The sequence below is a fragment of the Bergeyella anatis genome (assembly GCF_036016955.1).
GTDB lineage: Bacteria > Bacteroidota > Bacteroidia > Flavobacteriales > Weeksellaceae > JAYWXI01.
Map to the genome: position 1 here is coordinate 60154 of NZ_JAYWXI010000004.1, position 13473 is coordinate 73626.

Here is a 13473-nt window from a genome sequence, read left to right on the forward strand (position 1 = left end):
CTAAAACGGCAGGCACTATTTACGAACCCTAATCGGTGTTTTAGGGCGGTTTTTAGCCCGTTCCTCCTCCACTTTTTTCTGCGCCTGCTCGTAAAGTAAATTATCCGATTCGTAAACCGTTTCCTCATACTCGGGGCTATCCAAGAAAATATCCCGCCAAACCTTAGGTCGATCTTTTTCGTTCCAATTAAAATCTTTAAAAAAGCGGTTCTCTTTAGCTATCTTAGACATCGGATACACCTTAACGTCTGCACCAATATTGCACGACACCACCTGAACCCGACGATCCTCAAAAGCAGCCTCTATCGTACCGCAAGTCGAAAGCGCCACACCAACCCGCTGAAGTTCCCGCGTTTTTTCATCCTCCGATTCGGCATAAGTAATCGCCTGAGCATTCCCCAACGCCTGAGCGCTCTTAATTTCGTTATCCTCATAATAAACCGTCATCAAACGCCCCTTCACCTGATTAAACTCGTCCTTCACATTGAGCGAATCCGCCTTACTAATCGCAAAAGCATTGCCTATCACGCGAAGCGAATCTATCCCTTCATTTTCTGTATCAAAATAGGCTTCAATCCGATCACCCGTAACCTGCTTGGCCCCGCTCCAAAGAATCGGTGCCCCATCCAAGTGCAAAATACCGTCCGTTTCGTTAAAACTAATCGAATCCGCCCGAGCCTGCGCATTGGATTTATACAAACGTCCCTTGCGAAAAGCCCGAAGAAAACCCTTCTTCACGCCCAGAGAGTCCGCCTTCTGATAAGCCAAAATTTTCTGCGCCGAGAAATACAAAGAATCTTTCTCGAAAATTTTAACCGCATAAGGGCGATCCCGAAGCATCGCCGAATCTTTTTTCTCGAATATTTCGCCGTATCCGCCGATAATGTACCGTCTTTCTTTAGGATCATCCAACCTTACATGGCCCTCCGCTCGCCCAAAACCCGTCAACTGATTATAGTACATCTTATCCCCCGTCAAAATTTTTCCGTTATAATGAATCCTAGAGTTTTTATTCAAAAAAACCTCCTTGCGATTCATCTCGTAGCGTCCTTGTTCCGTATAAACATAGTTTCCGGGATTTACTTTATTGATAATCCTAGTGGCTCCGAAAAACTCTGCCGTATTAGTCCATTGGTTCTGCTTGATATTGGTTCCCTCCACCGTATACTCCGGATTGTCGATCTTCACGTTTCCCGCAAAATCAATGATCTTAGTGGAAATATCGTACGTCGCCGCATTGGTATACATCACATTATTGTCACTGGAAATCGTTCCCCCGCTGTTGAAGTAAGCCTTATTCGAGCGTCGGTCGTAATAAAGCGTCTGCGTTTTAATCGTCTGACGCGGATCCGTAAGCACCACGTTCTTCCTGGCAATCCCCCGTTCCGTATTACCGTCGTACTCCATCTCGTCTGCCGTAATCACAGACCCGTCTGCATTCTGAAGTCGGACGTGACCAATCGCTTTGATGAAGTTTTCCTCCCTATACAAAATCACCTCATCTGCTGTGAGTACCGATCCCTGATGAGAAAAACGAACATTGCCCGTAAAATGAGGGTTCCCCTCATGCTTATTCCGATCCACCCCGAAAAAATCCGAATGCACCAACTGAACCTTCTCGGAAGGAGGAGATGAAAGCGAAGGTCTTCCGAAAAAAGCATCCTTTGAAAGAGGCTCTTTCGGTTGAGTGGTGATTTGAGCTCCTGCCCATCCAACAAAACACAAAAGAATTAAAAAGGCAAAAAAGGATTTCATCAATCTTTTCTGGTTCCGTAAAAATACAAGGAATGAGAATCAATCGTCACGCCGAACGCCTCTTCTATCGACTGTTTAATCCCCTGAATCCTAGGATCACAAAATTCGATAATTTCTTCAATTTCCTTATCTCCCTCCTTTTTATAAATCACCAAGTGGTCGTGCTGCTTATCAAAATAAGATTTTTCGTAAGAGGAAGAACTAAGCGTTTTCTCTCCAAATTGATGCTTGCGGATCAGTCCCGCATCCAAGAAAATCTCAATCGTGTTGTAAATCGTAGCCTTGGAAACATGGTATTTCTTCTGCATCATTAGCAGGTAAAGATCGTCCACATTAAAGTGCTGATCCATATTGTAAATTTCTTCCAATATGGTATAGCGTTCCGGCGTATTACGGAACCCTTTATCCTGCAAATACTTTCGTAAGACTTCCTTTATGATATCGTGTGTTTTATCCTCTTTCGCGTTCATCAAAGCAATTTGGAGGCAAATTTATTAAAATAAAATGAATTAACCCCTCCGATCCAAACCAAAGAGCAAGCAAGCCCTCCACAAAATAAAAAAGCCAAAGTGAACTTTCACTTTGGCTTATTGTTTAACTCAAACCCAAACCCGAAAAATCGGAATTAGATCGAGTCTTTTGTTAATTCTTAGTAGTCTCTTTTAGAGATTGCGCTCCAAGAAGCCTCATCTACAGGAGTAACTACTACTTTTCTATCCGCTTGTCTAGCTGCGTTAGAAGCGTTAGCAGGAACGGTAGCTTCTGCGGAACCTACACCTTTAGACTTAAGTTGAGCAGGGTTTACTCCTCTTGCTTCCAAAGCCTCTACTACAGCAGCAGCTCTTCTTTGAGAAAGTTTCAAGTTGTAAGAAGCTGAACCTTTCTTATCCGTGTGACCTACTACCAAGAAACGTCCTGTTCTAGATTCTTTGATGATAGAAGCCGCTTGATCCAATTTAGAATTAGACTCTGCTCTCAACGTAGCTCTATCGAAGTCGAACAAGATGTCTTTCAACGCAGTAGTCGTTTCTGTTGCTACATCAGCGTCAGGCTTAGGACATCCGTTGTATTTTGCAAGACCTGGAACTGTAGGACAAGCATCATCTTTGTCATAGATACCGTCGCCATCAGTATCTGGCCAAGGGCATCCGTTATTTTCTACCGGTCCAGCTACTGTAGGACAAGCATCATCTTTATCATTGATACCATCGCCATCAGTATCTGGCCAAGGGCATCCGTTATTTTCTACCGGTCCAGCTTCTGTAGGACAAGCGTCATCCTTATCTGGAACACCATCACCATCCGTATCAGGACATCCTTGGAATTCAGGCAATCCTGGCTCATCTGGACAAAGATCATCCTTATCTAGGATACCATCTTTATCTCTATCTTTTTGTCCAAATCTGAACATCAATGAAGCAGACGCTTGCCAGAAGTTAGCCAATCCTGACTTATCTACAGGGGTAGATACATAGTCTCCTTGGATTCCCAAACCGAAGTTCTGAGTCAACCAGAAGTTTGTACCCAAACCTGTTGAAAGAGCAAAGTGATCTGATCTTCTCTGAGTGTATGGTTTATTTTCGCTGTACCCTAAGTAAGTGTTTCCGTTAACGTCAGTTAAAGGGAAAGACACCCCAGTGTAATCGTGTCTCAAGTAGTTAGCCCCTACTCTTACATAAGGATCAAACCAAGAATCTTCGTTAGAGAAAAGAAGACCAGCAATCTTGAACTGAAGACCAAGACCTGTCATTAGCATGAATTCTTTATCCATACCAATTCTCTTGTTATCCACATTCCCTACGGAAGTTTGCCAATCCAATACAAAACCTTTGCTAAGGTTTCTTGCTACGGTCAATTTTGAAAGAGGTGGCGTAATGGTGAAGTTATTGATATTGTACAATTGCTTACCTGTAAAGGCTGTCTCAAGGACATCACCTGCACCACCACCAGCGGCCACGTGATTTACCCCGTGAGCTCCAACTCCGATTAACCACGGATTGCTGGTTGTCTGAGCAAAAACAGTAGAGGCAACCGTAAGTGCCAATGCTGAAATTCCTAATTTTAGATTTTTCATAGAATTAAATGATTAAATAATTGATTATGCAAAATAAATATAAATTTTCCTTACAAACAAAGTTTTCAGCGAGTTTTTTCAATTTTTCTTCATCACTCGGGCGAGGTCCCGCTTGCTCTCACGCTCTTTTATCGCCTCTCTTTTATCATGCAATTTTTTACCCCTAGCCAGTGCAATAAGGAGTTTGGCCAACCCTCGATCGTTGATGTATAACTTGAGCGGAACGATCGTATGCCCCGCATCCTTTAACTTTCGTGCCAGTTTATTCAACTCGCGTTTATGGAGAAGCAGCTTCCGCTCACGCTTGGTTTTATGATTATAAAACGTCCCAAGCTTATACTCGTCAATCGACATGTTAATCACATACAACTCCCCTTCTATAAACTGACAAAAACTTTCCGTAATCGAGGCCTTTCCCGAGCGAAGAGATTTAATCTCCGTCCCCGTCAACACAATACCGGCCTCCAACTGCTCCAGCAACTCGTACTCAAAACGAGCCCGCTTGTTCTGAATATTAACGGTTTTTTCTATTTTCATTATTTCGTGTACAAATTTACGACTATTCTCCAAACGGAGATTTATAAAATTCAAGCAATAAATTCCAAAACCCCAACGCCTCCTCCCTCCAAGGAACAAAAGCCTAGACTATAAGGATAACTTTTCGTATTTTTGCCGCAAATTTACAAAAGTATATGTTAACAGTCTCTAACTTATCATTACAGTTTGGTAAAAGGGTGCTTTTCGACGAAGTCAACATCATGTTTACCAAAGGGAATTGCTACGGAATTATCGGAGCCAACGGGGCCGGAAAATCCACATTCCTAAAAATACTAACCGGCAAACAAGAACCCACCACTGGTAATGTTTCCTTGGAACCCGGGAAAAGAATGTCCGTATTGGAGCAGGACCACTTTGCCTACGACCAATACACCGTACTGGAAACCGTACTGAGAGGAAATAAAAAACTCTTCGAGATAAAAGAAGAAATGGACGCCCTATACGCTAAACCCGATTTTTCCGACGAAGACGGAATAAAAGCCGGCGAACTAGGCGTTATTTACGACGAAATGGGAGGTTGGAATGCCGAATCCGACGCTCAAACCATGCTGTCCAACGTAGGCATAAAAGAAGATATGCACTACACACTCATGTCCGAACTCGAAAACAAAGACAAAGTAAAAGTCCTTTTAGCTCAAGCGCTTTTCGGTAATCCTGACGTCTTGATTTTGGACGAGCCTACCAACGACTTGGACATCGCCACCATCTCTTGGTTGGAAGACTTCCTCGCCGACTACGAAAACACAGTGATTGTTGTATCCCACGACCGTCACTTCCTCGATGCCGTATGCACCCATATCGGAGATTTGGACTACTCCAAGCTTAACCTTTACACCGGAAACTACTCGTTCTGGTATCAAGCTTCCCAACTGGCCACCAGACAAAGAGCCCAAGCCAATAAAAAAGCCGAGGAAAAGAAAAAAGAACTTCAGGAGTTCATCGCTCGTTTCTCTTCCAACGTAGCGAAAGCCAAGCAGGCTACAGCGAGAAAGAAAATGCTCGACAAACTGAACATTGAGGACATTAAACCCACCTCCAGACGATACCCCGCTATCATTTTCGAAATGGAAAGAGAAGCCGGAGATCAAATTTTGGAAGTAAAGGATTTGGAGAAAACCAAAGACGGCGAACTGCTTTTTTCCAACGTGGATTTTAAATTGAAAAAAGGAGATAAAGTTGCCATCCTATCGCGAAACTCACTTGCCATTACCGAGTTCTTCCAAATCATCAGCGGCAATACGCCAGCAGACAAAGGCGAATTCGCCTGGGGCGTGACAACGAACCAATCCTATATGCCGCTGGACAACACCAACTTCTTCCAAGACAAAAACCTAAATCTGGTTGACTGGTTAAGACAATTCACCAAAAACGACGAGGAAAGACACGAGGAATTCATGAGAGGCTTCCTCGGAAGAATGCTTTTCTCCGGTGACGAAGCCCTTAAATCCTGTACCGTCCTTTCCGGAGGAGAAAAAATGCGTTGCATGTTCAGCCGCATGATGTTGCAAAAAGCCAACGTTCTGCTTTTGGACGAACCGACCAACCACCTGGATTTGGAGAGTATCACCACCTTGAATAACTCTTTATCCAACTTCAAAGGAAATATTCTACTGGCTTCACACGACCACGAAATGCTTCAAACCGTATGTAACCGGATCATCGAACTTACACCGAAAGGAGTTATCGACCGGGAAATGACCTACGACGAATACCTTGAAGACAAAAAGGTAAAAGAACTACAAGAGCAAATGTATTCTTAACCTTTCCTAAAATTGAAACCCAATAAAAGGCTGCTATTTTCCGCAGCCTTTTATTTTTCCCTTCTTTTTTATTGACCTGAAAAAAGCCCTTTGAGATTTTCAAAGGGCTTTTAATTTTTATTTTGTTAAAATACTATCTCGCAATATTAACGGTTCGGGTCTCGCGGATTACCGTAATTTTCACTTGCCCCGGATACGTTAATTCATTTTGAATTTTCTCCGAAATATCATAGGAAAGTTGCGCCGATTGCTCATCGTTCACTTTACTGCTTTCCACCATCACGCGGAGTTCACGTCCTGCCTGAATCGCATAAGCGCTGGAAACCCCGTCAAAGCTAAGAGCCGCCGCTTCCAAATCTTTCAACCGCTGGATATAAGACTCCAGCACCTGACGCCGAGCGCCCGGTCTTGCTCCCGAAATACCATCCGCCACCTGAATAATCGGAGAAAGAAGCGATTTCATCTCAATCTCGTCGTGGTGGGCACCGATTGCATTGACCACTTCCGGATTTTCACCGTATTTTTCAGCCCATTGCATCCCCAAAAGAGCGTGCGGAAGTTCGCTTTCCTGCTCCGGCACTTTCCCTATATCGTGCAAAAGCCCTGCACGCTTCGCCAACTTCACATTCAAACCAAGCTCCGCCGCCATCGTCGCCGCTATATTGGCCACCTCTCGGGAGTGCTGAAGCAAATTCTGCCCGTAAGAAGAACGGTACTTCATTCTTCCCACAATTTTCACCAACTCCGGATGCAATCCATGAATTCCCAAATCAATAATGGTCCGTTTACCCACCTCAATAATTTCCTCTTCGATTTGTTTACGGGTTTTTTCCACCACTTCTTCAATTCTTGCCGGATGAATCCTTCCGTCCGTAACCAAACGATGCAACGACAAACGGGCTATCTCCCGACGAACCGGATCAAAGCAAGACAACAAAATAGCCTCCGGAGTATCATCCACGATAATCTCCACGCCCGTCGCCGCTTCCAATGCACGAATATTACGCCCTTCACGCCCAATAATGCGCCCTTTGATTTCATCCGATTCGATATTAAACACCGAAACCGAGTTCTCAATCGCCTGCTCCGTCCCGATCCGCTGAATCGTCTGAATAACAATCTTACGCGCCTCGTTTTTCGCATTCATCTGAGCCTCTTCCATAATCGCCTGAACGTGAGCTTGTGCTCTTGTTTTGGCTTCGGCTTTCATCGCTTCCATTAGTTCCGCTCGGGCTTCATCCGCCGAATAATTGGAAATCTTCTCCAGTATCTCGACCTTCTGTGCAGTAATAGCATCCAGCTCCTGCTGCTTTCTATCCAATACTTCAGTCTTTTTGGAATAATCGGCAATCTGACGATCAAGATCCTTTTCCAGTTTTCCGGTTTTGCTCAACTCGTCGTTCAGTTTGCTCTCTTTGTCCTTAATCCGCTTCTCCACCTCCTGCATTTTCTTTTCACGAGCCTGAATATCATTGTCGTGCTGGGCCTTTAACTCCAAAAACTTCTCCTTCGCCTGAAGTTGTTTTTCTTTGCGGACGTTCTCCGCCTGAACCGTTGCCTTCTCTATAAGGTTATCGGCATTTTTCTTCGCATCATCAAGAATGAATTTCGCCTTGGTATTTAGTGAACTTTTGGAAAGCAACATTCCGATTATCCCACCTAACACCAAGCCAACAATGCCGATAATAATTGCAGTTGTTGTCATATATCTATTGTTTTAATTTTAATTTTCAAATCTCGTTTTGTTTACCCTTAAACACAAAAAAACCTACAATAGTTCAGCGATATAGAGTAAACTCCTAATCAACACGATTTGGACTAATTCCCATGGTTTGTAATCCGCGCAAGACGGCACGCCATTCCATCGACTTTCGTCCGGCATTTTTTTAGCGTTGAGTTTACCTGTAATGTGTTAGAACTATTGTAGGCAGCCGGTAAAAAGGAAAAGAAAATCTACTTCTCCGAATCCTCCAAAAGACGGCTCAGTGCAAGCACCCGCTCATTGGACGATTTTATATTTCTTTCGTTATTCAACTGAAAAACTTCCGCATTGGTACCGAGTTTCAGTGCGCACATCGCCAAAGCATCCTGCTTATCACGCACATCAAAACTAGCTTCGAAATCCTTAATCATCCCCTCAATCTGCTTCCCCACACGGCGCAAAGTCTCCTCCTCGGCCGCAGGAACATTCAGCGGATAAACCCGCCCCGCAATATTGATGGTGATTCGTCTTACTTCCATTAGAACCCTTTATTTTGAAGCTGGGCAATACACAAATCCACCTCCTTAATCAAACGATTGATATGGTTTTTCATCAAACGATTGTGCTCCGGATTCCCCGATATTGCCGACTGAAGTTTTATATCTCTTTGCTTTTCTTCCAATTCCTGATTTTTTTTTCGCTCCGCATCGTACCGCTTCTTCATCATCTCATAATCCTGACTCAACACCGCATAATCCCGACGCAAATTTTGGTAATCCTTCTTCAACATCCGAATACGATGTTCCAACTGCGAAAAATTTTCCTCAAGAGTTCCGAGCATTTCAGGCCTTTAAATTCTAACTATATGCAAAATTATAAAAATTTAGCATTAAAAAAAGGATTTATCCGTTTAATTTCCCTCCACAAACGGAAAAAGGGAGAAAAACCTTTTTTCTCCCCCCAATCACCATCCGGTGCTAAAAAATTTTATTCAAATTTCAATACAAACAAAAACGCCCTCGATTGAGCCGTAGCCATCGCCGCCGTCCAATAAGGAGGCGTCCCTTGGTTATCCCGAACAATCTCGTTATTGGTTACAAAAGTCCCCCTAAAAGCCGGCGTCAACTTAAAACGACTGAAATAAAACTGAATCCCCGCTTCCACACTCCATCCAAAATTATGCGTCGTAGAGCGGTAAATCCCAATGCGGTTATCATCCGTCGCCCCTTGATTGGATTGGAGATTCACCATATAATTCACCCCCGAGGCCACATAAGGCCGAGAATTATACCAACGATTCCCATGCAATTCCAGCAACAAAGGCACATCAATATAGGTGGACTTAATGGTCCTATGCTGATCCGCCTCGGTCATGACAATAGGAGTAAAAGGCTCATAAAGCGTAGTTCCAGCCGAAAAACGATCGTTAACCTGCGTATTAAACGTAAGATCCCGCTGAACAAACTGCAACCCCGGCTCCAGGCGCAAATCGAAATCATCATTAATCCTCATACGCCCGATTAATCCCGCACCAAATCCCGCACTCCCCTTCTGCTGAACGAGATTTTGCTTTCCGTTCATCCCGTAAACCGGATCCAGAACAATTTTATAATCGTAATGATGCCCCGACAAATAAAATCCATAGCTGAATTTGCGCTCGTCAAACCCCTCCAAACGGTCCATACGATCTTTCGTACGGAAAAACTGAGTCTGCGCACAAACCGAAAGACCAGCCAGCACGGCAATCATTAAAAAAAACTTAAATCCCATTCTACTCATGGTACAGGTTTATTTTGTTGCTTTATAAATTGTGGCAATCCCTAAGCTCAACTTTTTGTATTCCACGGCCTTAAAGCCCACTTCCGTTAAAATCCCCTTCATCTTTTCGCCGTAAGGAAAAGCATTAACCGAATCCGGAAGATAGCTGTATGCCCGATCATCCTTTGACACCATACGCCCGATCATCGGTAAAATATTCCGAAAATAAAACATATAAAACGGAGCCAAAATACCCTCCACCTTGGAGAATTCTAAAATGTAAACACTGCTTCCTTCTTTCACCACTCTTCGGAGTTCCGAAAGGCCTTTGGTAAGATTTTCGAAATTCCTCACTCCAAAAGCAACGGTAACCGCATCGAATTTATTGTCCTCAAAAGGAAGATTTTCCGCATCCCCCTTCTGCATCGAAATACCAGATGCCAAGCCCGCCTTCTCTATTTTCTCGATTCCGACATTGAGCATCTGCTGGGAAAGATCTAAACCAAACACCCGCGCCGAAGTCCCCCGATGCACCGCAATCGCCAAATCGCCCGTCCCTGTCGCTACGTCCAAAACCTCTTTCGGCCTATCCTTCTTAAGCCACTTTACCAACTTATCGCGCCAAAGCACGTCAATTTTCATCGACAAAGTATGGTTAAGCAAATCGTATTTCGGAGCAATATTATCGAACATATCCTCGACTTGTGCTTTCTTGCTCTCCTGCGTATTGTATGGCGTTACCTCTTTCAAAATATTAAAATTTATAATAATCGTTATAGTAATTGAGAAAATCCTGCTTTCTAAATATCTTCACCCGGGACTCTACCTTATCAATGTTTTTCACCACCCGATCATAGTCCTCGTCAATATTATAATAAAAATCGTCCGTGTAAAGACCGTTGAACTTTTTGGCTCCACCGTAATAAACCTTACCGTCGATCTCCGTCCGAGGAAGCGCCTCTATCAACGAGTCTTTTTTAACCCCGTAGCCATAGTACTGACGGTGAATGTAATAATCCGAATGCGTGATATTAACCAACCCCCGAACCTTATTGACGGTAAAACTGGAATCGTAAACCAATTTTTTATTCTCGTCGTAAACCTTAATTTCGTTCTTCCCCCGAGGAAGATCCACCTTAAGGAACTGCCCCGCCGAAAGAATCTTTTCGTCCCCGTTGTTCACACGAAAATAATACGTCTGCCCCGTGGGATTATCCACCAAATAGTAATTCGGCTTACTCAAAAACAAAAAGTAAACCCCAAAAGCCGCCGCAAAAGCCGCCATGGCAACGACAAAACCAAAAAGCGAAGGATTTTTCTTCATAAGAAATAAAAAACTCCCGCAAATTTACGCAATATATTTTGCTTTCGTGATTGGTTTCATTTTAATTCTTAAATTTGTGGTTTATTTCACGGAGAAAAACATTAGAAACAAAAGCCTTATGCCCAATACTATCATTATCGGTTCGGGAAGCTACATCCCCGAAAATGTAATCGACGGCTCTCATTTTCAAAACTCAGAGTTCTTTGACGACAACGGCCAACGAATCGACAAACCCAACGAAGAAGTCATCCAAAAGTTCATCGAAATCACCGAAATCGAAGAACGCCGCTACGTGGATGCCCACCTGAAAAATTCAGACATCGGCGCCATTGCTGCCCAGCGCGCCTTGGAAGACTCCGGCATCGATAAAGAAGCCATCGATTATATCATTAGTGCCACCAATTTCGGTGACATTGACCAAAACGGCCAACAGAGCTTTATGCCTTCGCTATCGGCCATCATCAAAAACAAATTGGGTATCGCCAATCCGAAATGCATTAACTACGACATGATTTTCGGATGCCCCGGCTGGGTGGAAGGAATGATCTTGGCCGACACCCTAATCAAATCCGGAAAAGCCAAAACCATCTTGGTGGTCGGTTCCGAAACTCTAAGCCGCGCCACCGACCCCTACGACCGAAATAAAATGATTTTTGCCGACGGAGCAGGAGCCGTGGTGGTTACCGCTTCCGATAATGCCGACTCGGGCATCCTCTCCCACAACACCCTCTGCTTTAACGGAGAAGAACTCAACTATTTAGAAAACGCCCCAACCCTTAACCCCGATGCCGATCAAAGCAAAAAATACATCCGTATGCGGGGAAGAAAAATCTACGAATTCGCATTAAAGCACGTGCCAAGCGCAATAAAAGAAACCATCGAGGCCGCAGGAATCGGCATCGAACAAGTCGATAAAATCCTGCTTCACCAAGCCAACGCCAAGATGGATCATGCCATCATTTCCAGATTATTCAAACTCTATGGCATCAGCCGCTACGATGAAGCCGTCTCTCCAATGACCATTCAACGGTTCGGAAATTCATCCGTAGCCACCGTACCCACCATGTACGACCTTATCATCAAAGGAAAAATGGAAGGCCACCACTTCCAAGACAAAGGCTATATCGTCTTCGCATCCGTAGGCGCAGGAATGAACATTAATGCCATCGTCTACAAACGACCATAACCGTCATCGAAAAATACGATGGCTTTTCCCTCCTAAAAGGCATCCCTTTTGAAAGAAAGTGTTGCCTTTTATTTTTTTAACGCTCCTTCTTTATGAAACATTATTTTTTTATTCTAATCGGCTTTATCTTTCTCCTCGAATTTTACGTTTACCAAGCCGTAAAAAATGCAACCACAACCCCCTTAATCCGTTACGCCTACATCGTTTTTAACCTCCTCGTTTATGCCACACTGATCTACAATATCTTTCTGATGGCAAGCGAAAAGGACCATTCCCGAATACAGTGGATCACCACCCTCTTTTTGGCATTCCTGCTCCCCAAACTTTTGGCCAGTATAGTCCTCTTCATCGACGATCTTCTGCGGTGGAGCCAATACGGCATCGCCAAAGCCGGCCAAGCGCCATCCGCCACCCTGCCCGAAAGAAGAAAATTCCTCAGTCTAATGGGATTAGGACTCGCCGGCACTCTCTCCCTGCTCTTTCTCGATGGGGTGGTTTTTGGAAAGTACCGTCATAAAGTAAGAAAAGTAAAACTAAAAATCAAAGGATTACCCGTAGCTTTCAAAGGCTATAAAATCATCCAAATTTCGGACGTCCACAGCGGAAGTTTTGCTCACCCCGAAAAATTAAAACACGCCATCGAAGCCATCAACCTTCAAAACCCCGACCTCGTGCTTTTCACCGGCGACATGGTCAATAACACCGCCGACGAATTCCTCCCCTTCAAATCCCTATTCGCCTCAATCCGAGCGAAAGACGGAAAATTCTCCGTACTGGGCAATCACGATTACGGCCACTACGTTTCCTGGCCCAGTAAAGCAGAAGAAAGCCTAAACCTAAGCCGCCTAATCCAATACCAAAAAGAAGCCGGCTTCCAAATGCTGAGAAACGAACACTATACCATCGAAAAAAAGGGCCAGCCCCTTCACATTTTAGGTGTAGAAAACTGGGGGATTCCTCCCTTCCCCCAATACGGAGATCTGGACAAAGCCGCCAAAGGCCTCCCCAAAAACACCGTGAAAATCCTAATGAGCCATGACCCAACCCATTTCGACGAGATCGTAAAAAACCATCCCGCCAACATCGCCTTAACACTATCCGGACACACTCATGGTATGCAGTTCGGTTTGGATTTAAAAAACGTCCGATGGTCTCCCGTCCAATACCGCTATAAAAAATGGGCCGATCTCTACGAAAGCAACGGGCGATACCTCTACGTTAACCGCGGTTTCGGTGTACTCGCCTACCCCGGAAGAGTTGGCATCTCTCCCGAAATCACCCTTTTTGAATTGGAATGAATGCTCTTTCAAAAATAAAATAAACTCAAAATCTTATTTAGTTCCCGCTTTACTCCCA

At 44.1% G+C, this 13473-nt stretch carries 13 protein-coding genes; 3 read left to right on the forward strand and 10 right to left on the reverse strand.

The annotated features are described in order from the left end of the window. Positions 1 to 15 precede the first annotated feature (15 nt). The 4 genes from VQ048_RS04025 to smpB all read right to left on the reverse strand — a co-directional run bounded on the left by VQ048_RS04025 (position 16) and on the right by smpB (position 4366). Positions 16 to 1755 (reverse strand): OstA-like protein, encoded by a 1740-nt coding sequence (locus VQ048_RS04025; protein ID WP_327610403.1) that lies wholly within the window; start codon positions 1753 to 1755, stop codon positions 16 to 18. Continuing rightward, positions 1755 to 2225, reverse strand: coding sequence for a Fur family transcriptional regulator (locus VQ048_RS04030; protein ID WP_327610404.1), 471 nt, complete (start codon positions 2223 to 2225; stop codon positions 1755 to 1757). Before VQ048_RS04030 ends, VQ048_RS04025 begins: the two co-directional genes overlap by 1 nt. Before the next feature lie 179 nt (positions 2226 to 2404). Next, positions 2405 to 3829, reverse strand: coding sequence for an OmpA family protein (locus tag VQ048_RS04035; RefSeq protein ID WP_327610405.1), 1425 nt, complete (start codon positions 3827 to 3829; stop codon positions 2405 to 2407). Between the two features lie 78 nt (positions 3830 to 3907). Next, complete coding sequence (gene smpB, locus VQ048_RS04040; RefSeq protein WP_327610406.1) at positions 3908 to 4366, reverse strand: SsrA-binding protein SmpB; 459 nt, start codon at positions 4364 to 4366, stop codon at positions 3908 to 3910. 155 nt (positions 4367 to 4521) lie between these two features. Between smpB and VQ048_RS04045 the strand changes: the two genes are divergently transcribed. Further along, positions 4522 to 6147 carry an ABC-F family ATP-binding cassette domain-containing protein gene (locus VQ048_RS04045; protein ID WP_327610407.1) on the forward strand — a complete coding sequence of 542 codons (1626 nt, stop codon included), beginning with the start codon at positions 4522 to 4524 and terminating at the stop codon, positions 6145 to 6147. 133 nt (positions 6148 to 6280) lie between these two features. Here VQ048_RS04045 and rny read toward each other — a convergent pair whose 3' ends face one another. The 6 genes from rny to VQ048_RS04075 form a co-directional block, all read right to left on the reverse strand. Then, positions 6281 to 7852 carry a ribonuclease Y gene (gene rny / locus VQ048_RS04050; RefSeq protein ID WP_327610408.1) on the reverse strand — a complete coding sequence of 524 codons (1572 nt, stop codon included), beginning with the start codon at positions 7850 to 7852 and terminating at the stop codon, positions 6281 to 6283. 248 nt (positions 7853 to 8100) lie between these two features. Further along, positions 8101 to 8388, reverse strand: coding sequence for a cell division protein ZapA (locus tag VQ048_RS04055; RefSeq protein WP_327610409.1), 288 nt, complete (start codon positions 8386 to 8388; stop codon positions 8101 to 8103). Further along, entirely contained in the window at positions 8388 to 8690 is a 303-nt protein-coding gene (locus tag VQ048_RS04060) for a hypothetical protein (RefSeq protein WP_327610410.1), read from the reverse strand. The genes VQ048_RS04055 and VQ048_RS04060 overlap by 1 nt, the downstream gene beginning before the upstream one ends. Before the next feature lie 146 nt (positions 8691 to 8836). Then, the gene (gene porT / locus VQ048_RS04065; protein ID WP_442872810.1) at positions 8837 to 9628 is read right to left on the reverse strand and encodes a type IX secretion/gliding motility protein PorT/SprT; all 792 of its coding nucleotides are present in this window, start codon (positions 9626 to 9628) and stop codon (positions 8837 to 8839) included. A gap of 9 nt (positions 9629 to 9637) precedes the next feature. After that, positions 9638 to 10360: a bifunctional demethylmenaquinone methyltransferase/2-methoxy-6-polyprenyl-1,4-benzoquinol methylase UbiE gene (gene ubiE, locus VQ048_RS04070; protein ID WP_327610559.1), complete on the reverse strand. Its 723-nt coding sequence runs from the start codon at positions 10358 to 10360 to the stop codon at positions 9638 to 9640. Between the two features lies 1 nt (position 10361). Continuing rightward, the gene (locus VQ048_RS04075; RefSeq protein WP_327610411.1) at positions 10362 to 10931 is read right to left on the reverse strand and encodes a hypothetical protein; all 570 of its coding nucleotides are present in this window, start codon (positions 10929 to 10931) and stop codon (positions 10362 to 10364) included. 118 nt (positions 10932 to 11049) lie between these two features. On the opposite strand from VQ048_RS04075, the gene VQ048_RS04080 reads away from it, so the two are divergent. Further along, positions 11050 to 12117, forward strand: coding sequence for a 3-oxoacyl-ACP synthase III family protein (locus VQ048_RS04080; protein WP_327610412.1), 1068 nt, complete (start codon positions 11050 to 11052; stop codon positions 12115 to 12117). 92 nt (positions 12118 to 12209) lie between these two features. Next, complete coding sequence (locus VQ048_RS04085; RefSeq protein WP_327610413.1) at positions 12210 to 13415, forward strand: metallophosphoesterase; 1206 nt, start codon at positions 12210 to 12212, stop codon at positions 13413 to 13415. Positions 13416 to 13473 lie beyond the last annotated feature (58 nt).

What these genes read in the sequence shown, in the direction of transcription:
- VQ048_RS04025 (WP_327610403.1), bottom strand. Translation starts at nt 1,755, where the DNA reads ATGAAATCCTTTTTTGCCTTTTTAATTCTTTTGTGTTTTGTTGGATGG.
- VQ048_RS04030 (WP_327610404.1), bottom strand. Translation starts at nt 2,225, where the DNA reads ATGAACGCGAAAGAGGATAAAACACACGATATCATAAAGGAAGTCTTA.
- VQ048_RS04035 (WP_327610405.1), bottom strand. Translation starts at nt 3,829, where the DNA reads ATGAAAAATCTAAAATTAGGAATTTCAGCATTGGCACTTACGGTTGCC.
- smpB (WP_327610406.1), bottom strand. Translation starts at nt 4,366, where the DNA reads ATGAAAATAGAAAAAACCGTTAATATTCAGAACAAGCGGGCTCGTTTT.
- VQ048_RS04045 (WP_327610407.1), top strand. Translation starts at nt 4,522, where the DNA reads ATGTTAACAGTCTCTAACTTATCATTACAGTTTGGTAAAAGGGTGCTT.
- rny (WP_327610408.1), bottom strand. Translation starts at nt 7,852, where the DNA reads ATGACAACAACTGCAATTATTATCGGCATTGTTGGCTTGGTGTTAGGT.
- VQ048_RS04055 (WP_327610409.1), bottom strand. Translation starts at nt 8,388, where the DNA reads ATGGAAGTAAGACGAATCACCATCAATATTGCGGGGCGGGTTTATCCG.
- VQ048_RS04060 (WP_327610410.1), bottom strand. Translation starts at nt 8,690, where the DNA reads ATGCTCGGAACTCTTGAGGAAAATTTTTCGCAGTTGGAACATCGTATT.
- porT (WP_442872810.1), bottom strand. Translation starts at nt 9,628, where the DNA reads ATGAGTAGAATGGGATTTAAGTTTTTTTTAATGATTGCCGTGCTGGCT.
- VQ048_RS04075 (WP_327610411.1), bottom strand. Translation starts at nt 10,931, where the DNA reads ATGAAGAAAAATCCTTCGCTTTTTGGTTTTGTCGTTGCCATGGCGGCT.
- VQ048_RS04080 (WP_327610412.1), top strand. Translation starts at nt 11,050, where the DNA reads ATGCCCAATACTATCATTATCGGTTCGGGAAGCTACATCCCCGAAAAT.
- VQ048_RS04085 (WP_327610413.1), top strand. Translation starts at nt 12,210, where the DNA reads ATGAAACATTATTTTTTTATTCTAATCGGCTTTATCTTTCTCCTCGAA.